Below are 17,299 nucleotides of genomic sequence, written 5' to 3'. Positions count from 1 at the left end.
ACTTGTTTAAGGTGTTTTAATTTTATAATAATTTATCACACTTAATTGATTTTACATAATTCTACTATAGGCAATTACATAGCAATCTTAAAATGATAAAATAACCACAAGATTTTACTAAATTTTAACTAAAATGATAAAAGTTACTTCATTTAACGCAAATGGTATTCGTGCAGCTACACGCAAAGGTTTTTGGGATTGGTTTACCTCTCAAGATATTGACTTTTTATGTATCCAAGAAACAAAGGCTCAATTTCATCAACTTGAGGGAGATAGTCAGTACTTCCCCGAAGGTTATCATTATGACTTTAAAGATGCTGTTAAAAAAGGCTATAGTGGTACTGCTATTTATGCAAAGAAAAAACCTCTAAAAGTTATCAAAGAGCTTGGGCTTGATTGGGCTGATAATGAAGGTCGTTACATTCAGTTTGATTATGAGAATTTTAGTGTTGCTAGTCTATACCTCCCAAGCGGCTCTAGTGGTGATGTCCGTCAAGAGTACAAAATGCAATTTCTTGAAAAGTACAAAGAAATATTAAAAGAGCAGATAGCTTCTGGTCGTGATTTTATCGTTTGTGGCGATTTTAATATCGTCCATAAAGAGATAGATATCAAAAACTGGAAACCTAACTATGGCAAGACTTCTGGTGTATTACCCGAAGAACAAGAATGGTTAGACCATATATTTGATGATTTAGGCTGGGTAGATAGTTTTAGAGTCGTTAATAACGAACCACTTCAATACACTTGGTGGTCAAACCGTGGTCAAGCTCGTGCAAATAATGTCGGCTGGCGTATTGACTATCAAATAGCTACGCAAAACCTCAAGAATAAAGTAGTCGCAGGTTCAGAGTATGTTTATAAAGAAAACTGGTTTTCTGACCATGCTCCGCTGACTATTAGTTATGAGTATGAAGTTTAATAAAGATTACCACACAAATATAAATCTCACGAAAAACTACGCTTACTAGATTTAAAAGGAGACTTAATTAATGAATGTAGGAAACTTACTACTTTCTATTTTAAATACAATGTTTACCTATTGGTATCTCTGGATTATAGTTTTATTTATTCTGTTTTGTAAGACTGCTTTTTTTAAAGGTTGGATTGGTGAAAAGATTCTAGCATTCTCAATAAAGAAAATTGTTGAAGAAAAAAAAGGAGTCTTGATAAATAATCTAATGTTACCTTGTGATAACGGCACTACTCAAATAGATCATATTTTGTTAATTCCTGCAGGAATATTTGTTATAGAGACTAAAAATATGAAAGGTTGGATCTTTGGAGATGCTAAAAGTAGTAATTGGACTCAACAAATCTATAAACATAAATCTAAATTTCAAAATCCTATTCACCAAAACTATAAACATGTAAAGACTATAGAATCTACTCTTAACTTAGATGAGTCTCTTATAAAGAATATTATTGTGTTTGTGGGTAGTGCGGTATTTAAAACAAAAAAGCCTAAAAATGTGTTTGGTTTATTTAAACTACGATCATTTTTGAAGTCACAAAACAGCTGTAACTTCACAGCAAGTGAGATAAAAGAATATTCAAATATTCTAAACTCTACAAAACTGAAAAACTCTATAATAAATAATCATAAACATGTCAAAAGTCTTACAGAAAAGTATAAATCTGTAGATACTTGTCCAAAATGCTCAAGTACTTTAGTTGAAAGAACTGTGAAAAAAGGAGAAAGAAATGGACAAACTTTTTTAGGTTGTAGCAATTTCCCTAAGTGTAGGTATACTAAAAATTAACTATTATGCCAAACGCTTACATATTCTCAGGCCTACCAGGAGTAGGCAAAACAACTTTAGCGAAACAGCTAACTAAAATCACACCTGACTCTATATATCTTAGAGTAGATACAATTGAATATTATCTGAAAAAAGCATATTCTCAAAAGCTAACGAAACAAGGTTATGAAATAGCATATTATCAAGCAAAAGAAAACCTTGAGCTTGGCAAAAATGTAATTATAGATTGTTGCAATCCTGTCATAGAATCTCGAAAACTTTGGGCTCAATTAGCAAACATTGACTCTACCGAAATAATTAATATTGAAGTTGTGTGTAAAAACAAACAAACTCATCAAAATAGAGTAGAAACAAGATATAATATTAATGAAAATAAATATCCTTCTTGGGAGGATGTATTAGATAGAGAATATCAGGCTTGGAATCAAAGTATAATAACAATTGATACCTCTACTAATACTCCACAAGAATTACTTACGACCTTAAATAAAATATCTAAAGGGATATAACAATGCTAAATAAAATAATCTCTAAAACATTAATCGCTTTTTTATTACTTATTCCTATTAGTGCTTTTACAAATGGACATACACAGTATAGTATATTTTTGATACCTGATAAAAATGCTGAAACATACATAAAAAACTTTAATAACTATGCAGCGAAGCAAGGTGTCTATGAAAAATATAATATAACCCCGTTTATTCAACAATACCCTGTTAGCTTAAATTTATATACAACTAGTTTTAAAAGGTTTTACTTAGAAAGTATTGTTCAACTAGTAAAAAGAATTGCTAATACAACTGAAGAGTTTGATATATCTGCAGATCAAATAACAATTAGTGAAGATGGTTTTATAACATTAAATATTGGTAATGATCATGACTTACAAGGATTATCAAACATTGTAATTAGGAACCTAGCAAAAGATCGCTATAAAGACTCTAATATGCCTAGTTGGATAAAATTCCATCCAGCAAAACAAAAATTATTTAATGAATATGGAACTTCAAATGCTTTTGATCAGTTTGAGCCAAATATCAATATCTCAACGATAAATATAAGTGACCAAAGTATAAAACAAATGATCGAAGATGATTTTGATAAAACTATTCAATCCTTTAATCAAAAATCTCTAAGCTTTAAAATTATTGGGATTGGATTTGGTTATGCCGATGATAATGGACAAGTTGCAGAAGTCATCAAAAAGTATAATTTTAAAGACACAAAAAATTATTCTTTTGAAAAATCTTAGATGTATATTTTTCTGTAAAAACTTAGAGGAATTGCTTTAGCTTTAAGAATTATTTTAGTCACTAAAACACCTCAAGTAAACAGTGTCAAACCTGAAATCGAAATATAATGAATAAACAAAAATCCTTAGTCATTTATTTAAAGGAGTAGAAATAATGAAATTCAAATACAAAAAAATTTTCAAAAAAACATTTATAGCTTCATCTTTAGCAGTTCTTGCTGGGTGTGCAAGTAATGTTGATAGTACAAAACATGCAGAATGGGGATATGTTGGTGCAGAAGGTCCAGAGCACTGGGGAGAGCTATCATCAAGCTATAAGCAATGTGATAACGGTAAACAACAATCACCTATAAACATACTGACAACAACTGTGGCAAAAACACAAAATAAAGCTGAAAAAATAAGATTAGATTATCACCTACATATTAATTCTATCTTAAATAATGGTCATACAATTCAAATACAATTTAAACCAGGTAGTTATCTTGATATAGGTAAAGAAAAATATGAATTAAAGCAAATGCACTTCCATGCACCTAGTGAAAACTTTTTAGATGGAAAAGAATTTCCATTTGAGGCACATTTTGTAAATATATCCAAAGATGGTAAAATTGCAGTATTAGCATTGTTTTACGAATACAATAAAGGAAAAGATAGCTCTTTTATAAAAGAAATATGGCAGCATATTCCCAAAAAAGTCAACACTACAAACGAGTTTGATTTTACAGTTCATCATGATGATAACCCAATTCCAAATGGTCATCATTCATTTTATGAATTTACAGGGTCTTTAACAACTCCTCCATGTACAGAGGGTGTAAAATGGGTTGTGTTAAAACAAAAAAATTACATTACTAAAGAACAAGTTAAAATATTTAAAGATACACTTCACTTTGATAATAATAGACCTCTTCAAAAAACAGATAATAGAAAAATCCTATTAGAAGAAGAGTAAAATAAATAAGGAAAAATAATGAAAAATACACATTTTGATGTAATAAGCCTAGGTGGTGGATCTGGCGGAGTTGCTTCTGCTGTACAGGCTGCTAAATTTGGTAAAAAAGTAGCAATTATCGAAAAACTACAACTAGGTGGCACGTGTGTAAATCGTGGTTGTGTACCTAAAAAGGCTATGTTTTATGGAGCTATGATTGCTGAGCAATTAAAACATGATGTTGCAGGATATGGTTTTGATGTAGATGTAAAAGGTTTTAACTGGGCTACCCTAAAACAAAAAAGAGCTACTTATATTGGTAATATTCACGGTTTTTATGACAGACTTTTAGACAAATGGAATATTTCTCACTTCAATAATTGGGGTAAGTTTGTAGATAATAAGACTATAGAGTTAGATGATGGTACGGTGCTTACTGCTGATAATATTTTTATCGCACCAGGTGCTTACCCTATCGTGCCGCAAAACATTGAAGGTGCTGAGCTTGGTATAACCTCTGATGATTTTTTTGAGCTAGAAAATACACCAAAAAAAGCTGTAGTAGTCGGTGGTGGCTATATAGGCGTCGAAATTGCAGGCGTACTAAATGCTCATGATACAGATACTACTATTATGGTGCGTAGAGAAAAGCCACTAATGGAATTTGATGATGATGTTAGTGATGTATTGGTTGAATGTATGAAAATGACAAATATGAATGTCATGAATCATACAAATATCATCAAAGTTGAAAAAACTGGTGATACTCTAAAAATCACTACAGATACAGGCAAAATACTAGAAAATGTCGACACACTAATTTGGGCAACAGGTAGAGCTCCAAATACTCATAATCTAGGAATTAAAAATACTGACATAGAGATCACTAAGAAAGGCATAATCCCTGCTAATGACATGAGTGAAACAAATGTTGATGGTGTTTATTCTATCGGTGATGCTTCTGGTGTTGCACAACTTACTCCTGTAGCTATAAAAACAGGTAGGTATCTTGCTCGTAGACTTTTTAATGGTGAAACAAATCTAAAAGCTAATCTTAAAAATATCCCTACTGTAATATTCTCTCACCCTGCTATTGGTACGGTTGGTTTATCTGAAAAAGAAGCTAGAACTGAGTATGGTGATGATAGCGTAAAAGTATACAAATCTCGCTTTACAAATCTGTACTGTGCAATATCTGGTCATAGAATGCCAACATTTATGAAACTAGTTGTAACAGGTGACAATGAAAAAGTTGTCGGTTGTCACATGATTGGTCTAAATGTAGATGAGATGCTACAAGGCTTTGCTGTAGCTATCAATATGGGTGCAACTAAGCAAGATTTTGATGACACTATAGCTATCCACCCTACTGCATCGGAAGAGCTTGTGACTATGTAAGGAAAATCTATTGCAGAATATCTAGTTAAAAATAGTTTTTGATATTACTATCATTCTTCGATAAATTAAAAAATATATTGTATAACATATCTTTTTTATTCTTGTTTTATACAAATAAATTTCTTATGATAGATTTATAGCTTATTAACTATTCGTTCAATCCAAGGAGATTCGCAATGGCTATCAATAACCACCCCAAGAAAAACGCTCAACAAATAACAGCAAAAAAACAATTTGATACTGTGAAAGATGCTCAAAATACTGCAGAATATGTGGTTTCAAGACTAGTTGATTTAGGTGTGGAACACTCATTTTCTGTACCAGGAGACTTTGCATTTTCATTTGATCGTGCACTTATCAACAACTCTAAACTTACAAGCATCATCAATGCAAATGAGCTAAATGCTAGCTATGCTGCAGATGGTTATGCTAGAGTAAAAGGTGCTGCTATACTCTGTACTACTTATGCCGTTGGTGAGCTAAGTGCTTTAAATGGTGTGATGGGCTCAAAAGCTGAAAATGTAGTAGTGTTTCATCTTGTAGGTTCACCTAACGATATGGCTGTTGCTAAGCGAAGAGCTGTCCATCATACTCTAGGTGATGGTGAGTTTGGTAACTTTTTCGACATTTCTGCATCAGCAGCTTGCGTATCAGCAATTATAACTCCAGATAACGCCCGTAGAGAGATGAATAGAGTTATTGCAGAGGCTTTTAAGTATCGCAAACCTGCATATATAAGTTTATCTTTAGATGATGGTGCTAAACCTGTAACAGATACCACACCTGATGATATCGACTGTAGTTATTTAAAAAGTGATGCTAATCAATTAGATAAGGCTTTAGAGCTTATCTTAGAAAGGTTGGCTAATGCTAAAAAAGTTGTTGCTATTCCGTCAGTTAAGTTAGATAGGTTTGGTATAACAGAAAAAGCAATAAAACTTATTGAAAAGCTAAATATCCCTTTTGCTATTATGCCGCATGATAAAAGTGTAATATCTGAACATCATAGTAACTACACGGGTTTTTATGCTGGACTCCTATCAGATAAAGGTACTTCCGAGATAGTTGAAAGTGCAGATTTAGTGTTAAATATCGGCGATGCGTTATGGTCAGACTTTAATACTTCTGGATTTACAAACAATCTTGATATGACAAAAGTTTTAAATCTAGCACCTCTATTTGTAGAAAGTGAAAATAATTATTTCAAAAACATATACCTCGGTGAGCTTTTAGATAAATTATTTGATAGAGTTACAGCTATAAATTACAAATCATCGTATTCTAAAACATTAGAAAAACCAAAATCAACCGATGATAACAAAATCTCTTTAGATGTGTTTTATGACAAAATAACTTCATTTTTAAATGATGATAATATCCTTGTTGCAGAAACAGGCTCAACCTCACTTAATATATCCAAATACCCACTACCAGCAAAGGCTAAATACCATAACCAAACACTATGGGGCTCTATAGGTTGGGCAACCCCAGCTACATTGGGTATAACTTTAGCAAATCCTAATGCTAGAACAGTTCTTGTTACAGGTGAAGGTTCTCATCAACTTACACTAAATGATTTAGCTGTAATGGGTCGTTATGATATCAATCCAATAATTTTTTGTATAAATAACGATGGCTATATGGTTGAAAGAGCCTTAGAGTTAGATCCTAATCCTAGCTATGATGATTTAGCTCAAATAAACTATTCAGCCCTACCAACAGTCCTAGGGTGCAAAGAATGGCTTAGTCTTAAGGTCTCGACCATATCAGAGCTTGAAGATGCTTTATTAAAAGCTAAAACTCATCAAAAAGGTGTATATATAGAGGTTATAACAGGTAAGTATGATTACGGTGATAATCTTAATTTTTTCAATAGCCATCTTGAAAACATGTATAGTTAGATATATAAGAATGAAGAAGGAAAAACTATGATTTTAACTACAGCTGATACTATAAGCAATCGCGAAGTACTAGAAACCAAAGGCATGGTTACTGGAATTATTGTGCGTACTCCTACTATCACACAAGGTATATTAGGTGGCTTAAAAAGCATAATTGGTGGTAGAAACAGCTCTTATACCGATGTCTGTAAAGATGCTAGACTTCATGCTGAACAAGAAATGATAAGCCAAGCAAAAGAACTAGGTGCAAATGCTATCATATCAATTCGTTATGATTCTAGTAGTTTAGGTGGCAACACTAGTGGTACTGAAGTTTTTTGCTATGGTACTGCTATTATTCTTCGCTAAATAAAATATAAATTAACAGCATATTTACGAACATATTTTGCTCTTCATTTTTCTTGTTTTCGATAGATAAATATCTTATGATGAATCTATAGCTTTATCGCTATATATTCAATTAAAGGAGATTCAATAATGATTATTAATGATATTAATAGCTCACCGAGTGCAGGTAGTAGGACACCATTCTGGGTCTTATGGACCCTTGAGCTATGGGAAAGATTTGGCTACTATGGGCTTCAAGCTATTTTAGCAATTTATTTTGCTAAAAAACTTGGTTTTAGTGATGCAGATGCAATGCTCATATTTGGTTCATTCTCAGCACTGCTATATGGTGGTCCACTTATTGGTGGATGGATTGGTGACAGCTATCTAGGCGCTAAAAGAACTATATTTATAGGTGCTGGATTTTTATTTTTATCTTACCTAACACTTAGCTTTGGTGAGGCTATAGCGACAGCTATTGGAAGCACCGAAAAAACTGTAGTTATGTATTCTTTAGCTGGTATAGCTATTGGTGGAGGTTTATTTAAACCAAATCCTACATCTCTAATTTCAAAAATGTTTGAAAAAGGTGATCCAGCTCAAGATGGTGCTATGACACTATACTATATGGCTGTAAATATTGGTTCTTTTGTATCAATGATTATTACACCGATTGTAGCTGCCAAATATGGATATTTACACGCTTTTTTATGTTCTGCAATAGGTATGGCTTTAGGTCTAATCAGTTATACTGTTTTTTACCCTAAAATTTCTAAACTTTCTACAGAAGCCGGCTCACAAAAAATGTCTTGGCTGAAAGTTTTTTCAGTAATAATTGGTTCATTAGTAGCTATTGTTATTGCTGGAAATATTTTAGAAAATACAACTCTATGTACAGCTATCGTTGTTGTTATAGCTCTTCTTGCAGTACTTTACTTTTTCATTCAAATGTTTAAACAGTCTGAAAATGAAAGAAAAAGAATGATAGTAGCATTAATACTTATCGTTCAAGGAATTATATTCTTTGTTTTATATCAGCAAATGCCGACCTCTTTAAACTTTTTTGCTGTTAATAATGTTGATCCTTATTTTTTAGGTATGCATGTTCATGGCGAACAATGGCAGGTTTTAAACCCTCTAGTGATATTATTGGTTTCTCCTATACTATCTGTACTTTATAAGAAAGTACCTGGAACACATGTAACTAAATTCTGTTTTGGGATGACACTTTGCGCATTTGCTTTCTTAGTTTTATATTTCCCACAATTTACAGCTACAGATGGTATCGTTTCAGGTTGGTGGTTAGTTATTAGTTACTTCTTTCAGTCTACTGGTGAGCTCCTTATTTCTGCTTTGGGATTATCTATGGTAGCTGAACTATTCCCTCGTAAAATGAGTGGTTTTGCCCTAGGAATGTGGGCTTTGACAACAATGGTCGCAGGCCCTATTGGTGGTTGGGTTGGGGCTCTTACAGCTCCTGCTGAAGGTGATGTTTTCACTAAAGTTGAAAGTGTTGCAGTTTACGGTCATGTATTCTTGATGTTAGGAATATTTGTAGCTGTAATTGCTATAATCATGTGGGTAGCTCGTGGTTGGTTAAATGCTATTATAGAAAGTACTCAAGCTCATGTTAAGGCTGAAAATCTTCATAGCATGCATGAAGAACCAGCTAGCTTATACGAATAAGAATTATAAAAAAACATATACTTACTACATATTCTGTTTATTAACCTCTATTAGAAATTGTTTTATTCTATAAAACTCGCCTGTAGAGGTTTTAACTTTCTCACTAACCCCTTATAAGCTATTTATGCCTTTTCTCTCTCAGATTATGGCAAATAGGTAGTCTAGTAATAGCAAAATCTGCTAAGGTTTGAGACATAAACTCCTTAGAGATGAATATAGTGATTTGTATTAGAACTGATGTAAGAAATGTTTTGAGATTTAGCTACTAAAGAATAGTTAGCTTATCTTAACCTAAAACATATTTAAAACTGTTATTTTATATTACTCATAACACCAAACTAAAATTTATTGGGTAGGACTCTAAACTGTCGGCTTTTTGACTCTTGTAGATTTATTATCATTTATTTTTTTCTTAATTTTCTTAGAGAAATCTTTATTATGAACGGATGGTTTTTTGCCTCTATTCGCTCGTTTTGCAGCAATAATTTTCACTTCATCTATTTTCTTAACTTTCGTTTTTTTTAACATACTCGTTACAGGTACACTATGAATAGCTTCAAAACCTTCGAGCTCTTCTCTAGGTAAAAGATGACCAATCAAATGCTCAATATTTGAAAGTGATTCTGCTTCATCCGCACTAACTAAAGATATAGCTAAGCCATCTTCACCAGCTCGACCTGTACGACCTATTCTATGCACATAGTCCTCTGCAACATTAGGCAGATCTAAATTTATCACACAAGGAAGCTGAGCTATATCTATGCCTCTAGCAGCTATATCTGTTGCAACAAGTACTGTTATTTCTTTAGATTTAAAATCAGCTAACGCTTTAGTTCTAGCCCCTTGGCTTTTGTTACCATGAATAGCACTACTAGAAATATCTGCTTTATTTAATTTCTCAGCAATTTTGTTAGCACCATGTTTAGTACGAGAAAACACCAAAACTTGATGTAAATTTTGCTCTTGTATTAAACTAATTAAAGCATTTGTTTTTTTTGCCTTATCTACAGTATATATTTTTTGTGTAATTTTCTTTACTGTAGTATTTACAACATCTGCTGATACTGATTTTGGGTGAAATAAAAACTCACTAGCTAACTTTTTAATTTCTGGAGAAAAAGTTGCTGAAAACATTAATGTTTGAATTTTTTTAGGTAGTAGCTTATGGATTCTTTTCAAATCATGGATAAACCCCATATCAAGCATTCTATCAGCTTCATCTAACACTAAAGTAGTCAGCTTATCAAATCTTACAGCATTTTGACCATATAAATCTAAAAGTCGACCTGGTGTTGCTATCAAAACCTCAACACCTTTTCTTAGTTTCATCATTTGAGGATTTATACTCACTCCACCAAATACAACTGCTGAACGAATATGAGTATTTGCAGCATATAAGCTAACTTGATCTTGAATCTGAGCTGCTAATTCACGCGTCGGCGTAAGCACAAGTACTTTTATAGTATTTGTAGTCGCTTTTGGTTGATCTAGTAATTTTTGTATTATTGGTAGTGTAAAACCTGCAGTCTTACCCGTACCTGTTTGAGCTGATGCCATTAAATCGTTGTTTTTTAACACTAGTGGAATCGCTTTTGCTTGAATCGGTGTTGGTTTTGTATAACCTTTGTTCTCTAATGCTTCACAGATTGAAGAAGATAGACCTAAGTCAGAAAATTTCATTTTTTTATTTTAACCTATATTGTTTTTAACACTGCTATATTAACACTAATAAGTATTTTTTACTCTATAAACATTATCTATTAGTATAATTAGTTTGAGATATTTATTTAGATAAAAAGATTGGAAAACTGGAGAGATATTTATTTATTTAAGCCTAACTTATAAGATTTATACTCTTCTTGGACACTATCTGCAGGCTTACCTGTAACCAAGCTAACACCAATAATAGATATACAACTTAAAGTAAATGCTGGAACCATTGAATAAACCTTAAACCATCCACCAAAGTCCTCAAAGAATGGCCATATTACAACTATTACAGAACCCACTATTATTCCAACAATAGCTCCATATTTGTTCATTCTTGACCAGAAAAGTGAAAATATAATAACTGCACCAAATGAACTACCTAATCCTGCCCAAGCATAACTAACTAGATTTAAAATACTACTATCTGGGTTGTAAGATATTATTATTGCTACAATAGTTACAATAAATACTATAAGCCTACTTACATTTAGCTGCTCACGATGTGATGCATTTTTTCTAATAAACTTAGCATATACATCCACAGAAAATGCACTTGATAATGACAATAGTTGTGCTGATGATGTGCTCATAACAGCGGATAATACAGCCGCTAGTAAAACACCTTCTATCCATGGGTTAAAAAATACTGCTGATAATTTTAAGAATATAGCTTCTGGATTTGATATACCATCTGTATAATAAGCAGCTCCTAAAATACCTACACAAGCTGCACCTATAAGAGCCAGTATCATCCAGATCATGCAAATCCACATTGCTTTAGGAGTTTTATTTGGATCTTTTATAGCCATAAATCTTACTATAATGTGAGGTTGGCCAAAATAGCCTAATCCCCAAGCCAATAATGAAACGATAGTTATGAGAGGGATTCCGGAAGTTATATCATAAAAACCTTCTATTTTTATATTTGATATAGCTCCTACAACATCAACATTACCAAACTCAAAGTACACACATAATGGCACCATAATTAAAGCCAAAAGCATTAAAGTACCTTGAAAGAAATCTATCCATGCAATAGCTAAAAAACCACCTACACATGTATAAGTAAATATTATAATTGCTGTAAAGATAAGAGCTTCATGGTATGAAATATGGAACATAGAGCTAAATAAAACACCTCCTGAAACAAAACCCGCACCAATATATATTGTAAAAAATACAACAGTAACAAGAGCTGTCAATGATCTAAGGATATTAGTTTTATCATGAAACCTGTTCTCAAAGTACTCAGGAATAGTAATAGAGTCTTTGGCTATTTCTGTATAGACTCTAAGTCTTTTAGCTACTACTCCCCAATTTACAAAGGCTCCTATAGTTAAGCCTAGTGGCAACCATACTTGATTTAATCCTGAAACCATAAAAGCTCCTGGTAATGCAAGAAGTAGCCAAGACCCCATGTCAGAAGCACCTGCTCCTAATGCAGCTATTGGAGCACTAAGAGATCTCCCACCAAGCATATAGTCAGAAACTTTTTTTGTTTGAAAGTAAGAATATATTCCTATAGCAAAAATAATTGCTATATAAATAATAAATGTAAGCCAGAGAATATTAGTTTCACTCATGTAATAATAATGATTTAGTTAAACACCAAGGTATAAACTAACACTTCTAAAAGGATTTTTAAAGCATATAAATACTTTTTAATTTGATTTTAACTCAAAATAAACATGTCTATTTCATAAAGAAAATTTAACAATTTACTAGAAAAATATTTGCTACAATTATCATATTGAATAATCTTCACGACAATACTATGAAAGAATATGGAAGTAAATTTAGAAAAAAGGCTATTCTATTAGTAAACCTAGGAACGCCAGAATCATGTGATGCTAGGTCCATAAAAAAATATCTTAAAGAATTCCTATCTGATCCGCGTGTAATAGAGGCAAATCCTATTCTTTGGAAAATAATTTTAAACCTTATAATATTACCAATTCGTTCAAAGAAAAATGTCCATACCTATGGTGCCGTTTGGAATAAAGAGTATGATAAATCACCTCTTCTGCTTTATACAGAAAATCTAGCTAAAGATTTAGATAACGAACTAGATGATTATATAGTTGATTGTGCGATGAGATATGGACAACCAAGTATAGAGAGCAAAATTAAAAACTTACAAGAGCAAGGTGCTACCGAGATAGCAATATTCCCACTATACCCTCAGTACTCAGCCACTACAACAGCGACTGTTTATGATGAAGTTTATCGTGTTCTTTCTAAAATAAGATGGCAACCTACTATTAAAGGTATAAACCCTTATTACGATAACAAGTATCATATCGAAACGATATCTAACCAGATTAAAGGATATATATCCCAATTAGATTTTACACCTGATACTGTTTTATTTTCATTCCATGGCTTACCAAAAGAATACTTTACTAAAGGTGACCCATACTATTGCCACTGTCATAAAACATATAGATTAGTAAAAGAGACTCTTGAGAATGAATACAAAAACACTAAATTTGAACTATCATTTCAATCTCGTTTTGGGCCTAAAAAATGGCTTGAACCTTATACATCGGTAAAGTTAGAAGAGTTTGCTAAAGAAAATCAAAAAGTAGTAGTCATAGCTCCAGGGTTTAGTGTCGATTGCCTAGAAACTTTAGAAGAGCTAGCACTTGCAGAAAAGCAAAATTTCTTAGATAAAGGCGGTAAAGAATTTAGTCTTATACCTTGCCTTAATGACTCTCAAGAACATATTCAAATGCTAAAAAACATCTTACAACAAGAATTATGAAAAAAATCGCACTACATTGGTTTAGACAAGACCTTAGATTAATTGACAACCTTAGCCTTACTTATGCTAGTGAAGCTGATGAAACTATAGCTATATATATTCATGATGATAAAGTAGAAATTGGTGGTGCTAGCAAACTTTGGTTACATCATTCACTAATATCTTTAGATAAATCACTCGATAATAATCTAAATGTATATAGTGGTGAACCTATCGAGATTATAAAAAACCTTATAAAAAACTATAGTATTACAGATGTTTATTGGAACAGATGTTACGATAAATATAGCATTGCTCGAGATACTGAAATCAAAAAAATTCTCGAAGAAAGTGATATCAATGTAAAAAGCTTTAATGGTAGTCTTTTAATGGAGCCTTGGCAATGTACTAAAGATGATGGTACACACTATAAAGTTTATACTCCTTTTTATAAAGCTTTAATGAAAACTAGAGCACATAAGCCCACATTACCTAAACCAACTTTTCAAAAGCTTACCAAAACATCAGATAGTATAGATATTACAGATTTAAAACTCCTTGAGCCAATGCTAGATTGGCAGGATATAGTCAAGCAATGGCAAATTGGTGAAGATGCAGCTATCTCAAAATTAGAATCATTTTTAGATGATAAAGTAAGTACATATAAAAAATCTCGTGATTTCATGTCAGATAATGCGACAAGCACCCTTTCACCTCATTTACATTTCGGTGAAATTTCTCCTAACCAAATTTTTAATGCTGTTTATAGCCTTGAGCATATTGGTGATAATGAAGAACATTTTATCAAAGAAGTTGTTTGGCGAGACTTTAGTTACTACCAAATATTTTACTACCCTGAACTAGCTAATAAAAATATCAATGCAAAATTTGATGCTTTTGATTGGGAGAATGATGACACTAAACTTAAAGCATGGCAACAAGGTCAAACAGGTATACCTATAGTTGATGCTGGAATGCGTGAACTTTGGCAAACTGGCTATATGCACAACCGTGTAAGAATGGTAGTTGCTAGCTTTTTAATTAAAAACTGTCTAATTCATTGGAAGAAAGGCGAACAATGGTTTTTTGACACCCTTTTTGATGCTGATTTTGCTAGTAATAATGCCAACTGGCAATGGGTCGCAGGCTGTGGATTAGATGCTGCCCCTTACTTTAGAATATTTAATCCTGTATTACAGTCTGAAAAGTTTGATGCTTTTGAATATATTCGTAAATATGTCCCAGAGCTAAAACTTTTACCAAATAAGCTAATTGCTAAACCTTGGGAAGCAAGCGAGTTAATATTAAAAGAAGCTGGTATTATTTTAGGTAATAACTATCCTCACCCTATAGCTGACTTGAAAGCTAGTCGTGAGAAAGCATTAGCTTTACATAAAAGACTCAGTTAAAACTCCAACTTTATAAAATGACTATACTTTTCACCTTTATTTAGTCTCATTGGATGATTAGTATAATCACCATCAAAAGCACCTACAAACTGTGGTTCAAAACAGATAGCATCATATTGCTTAAGTACTTTACCGTTAGATAGTGTATGTCCTCGACTAAAATTACAAGTATATATCTGCATTGCCGGATACGAGCTAGAAACTTTCAACCTCCTTCCACTACTTTGATCTTCAAGCATAACTTCGCCATCAACTATATAACAATGATCAATGCCTCCTCGACTAAAATAATTAGAATCCTGATACTTTAACTTACTTCCTATTCTAGACTTAACATTAAAATCCATTTCACTAGGAAGGTCTATTATTTCTTTAGGTATCATCATTTCATCAATATTAACAAACTCAGTAGCTTCAACTCTCAAGTCATGATTCTCTATTGTAGTTTTATAATTACCTGAAAGGTTATAGTGGCTGTGGTTTGTTATATTTAATACAGTATCTTCATCAGATATTGCATCAAAACTAATTATCAAAGATTTCTCAAGTAACTCATAAGTTACTGCTAAAGATATATTACCAGGGAAACTATCCTTCTTAGATAATTGTACAGTCTCAAACCTGACTTTATTATCCGCTAGAAAGCTATAGTTAAAATGTTGCAAATTCAAGCCATTACTCCCACCGTGAAGAGTATGTTTGTCTTGAAAATTTTTATCTAAATTAGATATTTTTTTATCAAGGTGAATTTGAGCATCTTTAATTCTACCAGCAACTCTACCAACTGTTGCACCAAAATATGATGGATTTGTTGCATACTCTTGAATATCTTGATACTGCAAAACTATATCTTCTAACTGGCCTTTTTCATCCTTAGTTTTTAATGAATAAACTAAGGCTCCTAGATCCAAAAGTATTAATTCTACATTCTCATTTTTAAGCGTTATAAAATTACATGTCTTATCTACTATTTTAACTTGTTTTTCTGTCATCTCATCTCCTTTGCAAAATCTAATATATAAGTAGCTATTTCAGATTTTGATTTATTACTGTACCGTATAGAGTTTTCCTTTGATAATACGGTTACACTAGAGCTATCATTTCCAAAGACTGCTGTAGAATTTGCAACTATCATATTTAGGTTTTTCTTTACTAATTTACCTTTCGCATACTCTATAAGATTCTCTGATTCAGCAGCAAAACCTATAGCAAATATATTAGGGTATTCTTTCTTACAGTTTGCTAATACATCGGGGTTTTTGACGAACTCAAGCACTAAATTATCATCTTTAGTTTTCTTGATTTTATTTGTGAACTTATCTTTGATTTTATAGTCTGCAACAGCAGCACAACCTATAAATATATCTGCGGCTCCACAAGACTTTAACATTGCTTGATTCATACTATCAGCACTTGGAGTATCTAACACAGTCAATCCAGGATGAGTAATATTAAAACTAACTGTCACTTTTGCTTTAAGTACAGTAACACGTGCTCCTCTAGCTAAAAGCTCTTCCACTAAGGCAAAGCCCATCTTACCGGAACTATAGTTTGATAAGTATCTTACTCCATCAATATCTTCAACTGTAGCTCCAACAGTTATCACTGCTTTTTTATCTGCAAAATCTTGATTAGCCGACTTCATTTGAAAACATTTAAAAAGTTCTTCAGGCTCAGCTAAACGCCCTCCACCAACATCTCCACAAGCCTGTGCACCAGCATCCGGATTAATGATATTAAAACCTAAATTATTAAGCTTTGAAATATTTTGTTGGGTTAACTGATTATTCCACATATTCATATTCATTGCTGGAGCTATATAAACTTTAGAGTTATCATCATTTGCGAGTAAACTTTGACTTAGTAAATCATCAGCTAGACCATAAGCAAATTTTGTTATAGAATTTGCAGATGCTGGAACTATAAGAATTTTATCAGCCCACCTAGGTAGGTTTATATGTGACATCGCTTGCTCATAAGAAAGCATATCTAAGCTTTCATCAGTATATACGTCACAACCTAAGGCAACTAAAAGCTCTGGCTTAATAAACTGGCAAGCACCTTCTGTAATTATAGCTTTACACTCTATGCCATCTTTTATAAAAAGCCTAATTAATAATACAGTCTTATATGCTGAAACACTTCCAGTTATACCAAATAATATTTTTTTCAT

The 17,299-nt window shown here is 32.4% G+C and carries 15 protein-coding genes; 11 read left to right on the top strand and 4 right to left on the bottom strand.

Annotated elements, in window-relative coordinates:
* The first annotated feature begins 133 nt into the window (after positions 1–133).
* The 9 genes from FLM55_RS00255 (at position 134) to FLM55_RS00215 (ending at position 9,264) form a co-directional block, all read left to right on the top strand.
* The gene (locus FLM55_RS00255; RefSeq protein WP_178947477.1) at positions 134–922 is read left to right on the top strand and encodes an exodeoxyribonuclease III; all 789 of its coding nucleotides are present in this window, start codon (positions 134–136) and stop codon (positions 920–922) included.
* A 70-nt stretch (positions 923–992) separates the two neighbouring features.
* Entirely contained in the window at positions 993–1,763 is a 771-nt protein-coding gene (locus FLM55_RS00250; RefSeq protein WP_178947476.1) for a nuclease-related domain-containing protein, read from the top strand.
* A gap of 5 nt (positions 1,764–1,768) precedes the next feature.
* Positions 1,769–2,272, top strand: coding sequence for an AAA family ATPase (locus FLM55_RS00245; RefSeq protein ID WP_178947475.1), 504 nt, complete (start codon positions 1,769–1,771; stop codon positions 2,270–2,272).
* A gap of 2 nt (positions 2,273–2,274) precedes the next feature.
* On the top strand, positions 2,275–3,018 hold the full coding sequence (locus FLM55_RS00240) for a 2'-5' RNA ligase family protein (RefSeq protein ID WP_178947474.1): 744 nt from the start codon (positions 2,275–2,277) through the stop codon (positions 3,016–3,018).
* Positions 3,019–3,172: 154 nt separating this feature from the next.
* Positions 3,173–3,973, top strand: coding sequence for a carbonic anhydrase (locus tag FLM55_RS00235; RefSeq protein ID WP_178947473.1), 801 nt, complete (start codon positions 3,173–3,175; stop codon positions 3,971–3,973).
* A gap of 18 nt (positions 3,974–3,991) precedes the next feature.
* Positions 3,992–5,350 (top strand): glutathione-disulfide reductase, encoded by a 1,359-nt coding sequence (gene gorA, locus FLM55_RS00230; protein WP_178947472.1) that lies wholly within the window; start codon positions 3,992–3,994, stop codon positions 5,348–5,350.
* A gap of 176 nt (positions 5,351–5,526) precedes the next feature.
* Entirely contained in the window at positions 5,527–7,251 is a 1,725-nt protein-coding gene (locus FLM55_RS00225; protein ID WP_178947471.1) for an alpha-keto acid decarboxylase family protein, read from the top strand.
* 27 nt (positions 7,252–7,278) lie between these two features.
* Positions 7,279–7,599, top strand: coding sequence for a YbjQ family protein (locus tag FLM55_RS00220; protein WP_178947470.1), 321 nt, complete (start codon positions 7,279–7,281; stop codon positions 7,597–7,599).
* A 129-nt stretch (positions 7,600–7,728) separates the two neighbouring features.
* A complete protein-coding gene (locus FLM55_RS00215) occupies positions 7,729–9,264 on the top strand; it encodes an oligopeptide:H+ symporter (protein WP_178947469.1) in 1,536 nt (511 codons plus the stop codon).
* Between the two features lie 360 nt (positions 9,265–9,624).
* On the opposite strand, the gene FLM55_RS00210 is transcribed toward FLM55_RS00215, so the two are convergent.
* Together FLM55_RS00210 and putP are read right to left on the bottom strand one after the other, a co-directional pair.
* Complete coding sequence (locus tag FLM55_RS00210) at positions 9,625–10,944, bottom strand: DEAD/DEAH box helicase (RefSeq protein WP_178947468.1); 1,320 nt, start codon at positions 10,942–10,944, stop codon at positions 9,625–9,627.
* 140 nt (positions 10,945–11,084) lie between these two features.
* Positions 11,085–12,557, bottom strand: coding sequence for a sodium/proline symporter PutP (gene putP / locus FLM55_RS00205; RefSeq protein ID WP_178947467.1), 1,473 nt, complete (start codon positions 12,555–12,557; stop codon positions 11,085–11,087).
* 191 nt (positions 12,558–12,748) lie between these two features.
* Between putP and hemH the strand changes: the two genes are divergently transcribed.
* Positions 12,749–13,738, top strand: coding sequence for a ferrochelatase (gene hemH, locus FLM55_RS00200; RefSeq protein ID WP_178947466.1), 990 nt, complete (start codon positions 12,749–12,751; stop codon positions 13,736–13,738).
* Positions 13,732–15,126, top strand: coding sequence for a deoxyribodipyrimidine photo-lyase (locus FLM55_RS00195; RefSeq protein ID WP_178949020.1), 1,395 nt, complete (start codon positions 13,732–13,734; stop codon positions 15,124–15,126). The genes hemH and FLM55_RS00195 overlap by 7 nt, the downstream gene beginning before the upstream one ends.
* On the opposite strand, the gene FLM55_RS00190 is transcribed toward FLM55_RS00195, so the two are convergent.
* A complete protein-coding gene (locus FLM55_RS00190; protein ID WP_178947465.1) occupies positions 15,123–16,118 on the bottom strand; it encodes an aldose epimerase family protein in 996 nt (331 codons plus the stop codon). The genes FLM55_RS00195 and FLM55_RS00190 overlap by 4 nt on opposite strands.
* Positions 16,115–17,299, bottom strand: coding sequence for a bifunctional phosphopantothenoylcysteine decarboxylase/phosphopantothenate--cysteine ligase CoaBC (gene coaBC / locus FLM55_RS00185; protein WP_178947464.1), 1,185 nt, complete (start codon positions 17,297–17,299; stop codon positions 16,115–16,117). The genes FLM55_RS00190 and coaBC overlap by 4 nt, the downstream gene beginning before the upstream one ends.

This window comes from Francisella sp. Scap27 (assembly GCF_013394105.1).
GTDB classification, from domain to species: Bacteria; Pseudomonadota; Gammaproteobacteria; order Francisellales; family Francisellaceae; genus Francisella; species Francisella adeliensis.
The sequence above is the reverse complement of the archived record's forward strand: the minus strand, read 5'-3'. Positions and strand labels throughout refer to the sequence as shown.

What these genes read in the sequence shown, in the direction of transcription:
- FLM55_RS00255 (WP_178947477.1), top strand. Translation starts at nt 134, where the DNA reads ATGATAAAAGTTACTTCATTTAACGCAAATGGTATTCGTGCAGCTACA.
- FLM55_RS00250 (WP_178947476.1), top strand. Translation starts at nt 993, where the DNA reads ATGAATGTAGGAAACTTACTACTTTCTATTTTAAATACAATGTTTACC.
- FLM55_RS00245 (WP_178947475.1), top strand. Translation starts at nt 1,769, where the DNA reads ATGCCAAACGCTTACATATTCTCAGGCCTACCAGGAGTAGGCAAAACA.
- FLM55_RS00240 (WP_178947474.1), top strand. Translation starts at nt 2,275, where the DNA reads ATGCTAAATAAAATAATCTCTAAAACATTAATCGCTTTTTTATTACTT.
- FLM55_RS00235 (WP_178947473.1), top strand. Translation starts at nt 3,173, where the DNA reads ATGAAATTCAAATACAAAAAAATTTTCAAAAAAACATTTATAGCTTCA.
- gorA (WP_178947472.1), top strand. Translation starts at nt 3,992, where the DNA reads ATGAAAAATACACATTTTGATGTAATAAGCCTAGGTGGTGGATCTGGC.
- FLM55_RS00225 (WP_178947471.1), top strand. Translation starts at nt 5,527, where the DNA reads ATGGCTATCAATAACCACCCCAAGAAAAACGCTCAACAAATAACAGCA.
- FLM55_RS00220 (WP_178947470.1), top strand. Translation starts at nt 7,279, where the DNA reads ATGATTTTAACTACAGCTGATACTATAAGCAATCGCGAAGTACTAGAA.
- FLM55_RS00215 (WP_178947469.1), top strand. Translation starts at nt 7,729, where the DNA reads ATGATTATTAATGATATTAATAGCTCACCGAGTGCAGGTAGTAGGACA.
- FLM55_RS00210 (WP_178947468.1), bottom strand. Translation starts at nt 10,944, where the DNA reads ATGAAATTTTCTGACTTAGGTCTATCTTCTTCAATCTGTGAAGCATTA.
- putP (WP_178947467.1), bottom strand. Translation starts at nt 12,557, where the DNA reads ATGAGTGAAACTAATATTCTCTGGCTTACATTTATTATTTATATAGCA.
- hemH (WP_178947466.1), top strand. Translation starts at nt 12,749, where the DNA reads ATGAAAGAATATGGAAGTAAATTTAGAAAAAAGGCTATTCTATTAGTA.
- FLM55_RS00190 (WP_178947465.1), bottom strand. Translation starts at nt 16,118, where the DNA reads ATGACAGAAAAACAAGTTAAAATAGTAGATAAGACATGTAATTTTATA.
- coaBC (WP_178947464.1), bottom strand. Translation starts at nt 17,299, where the DNA reads ATGAAAAAAATATTATTTGGTATAACTGGAAGTGTTTCAGCATATAAG.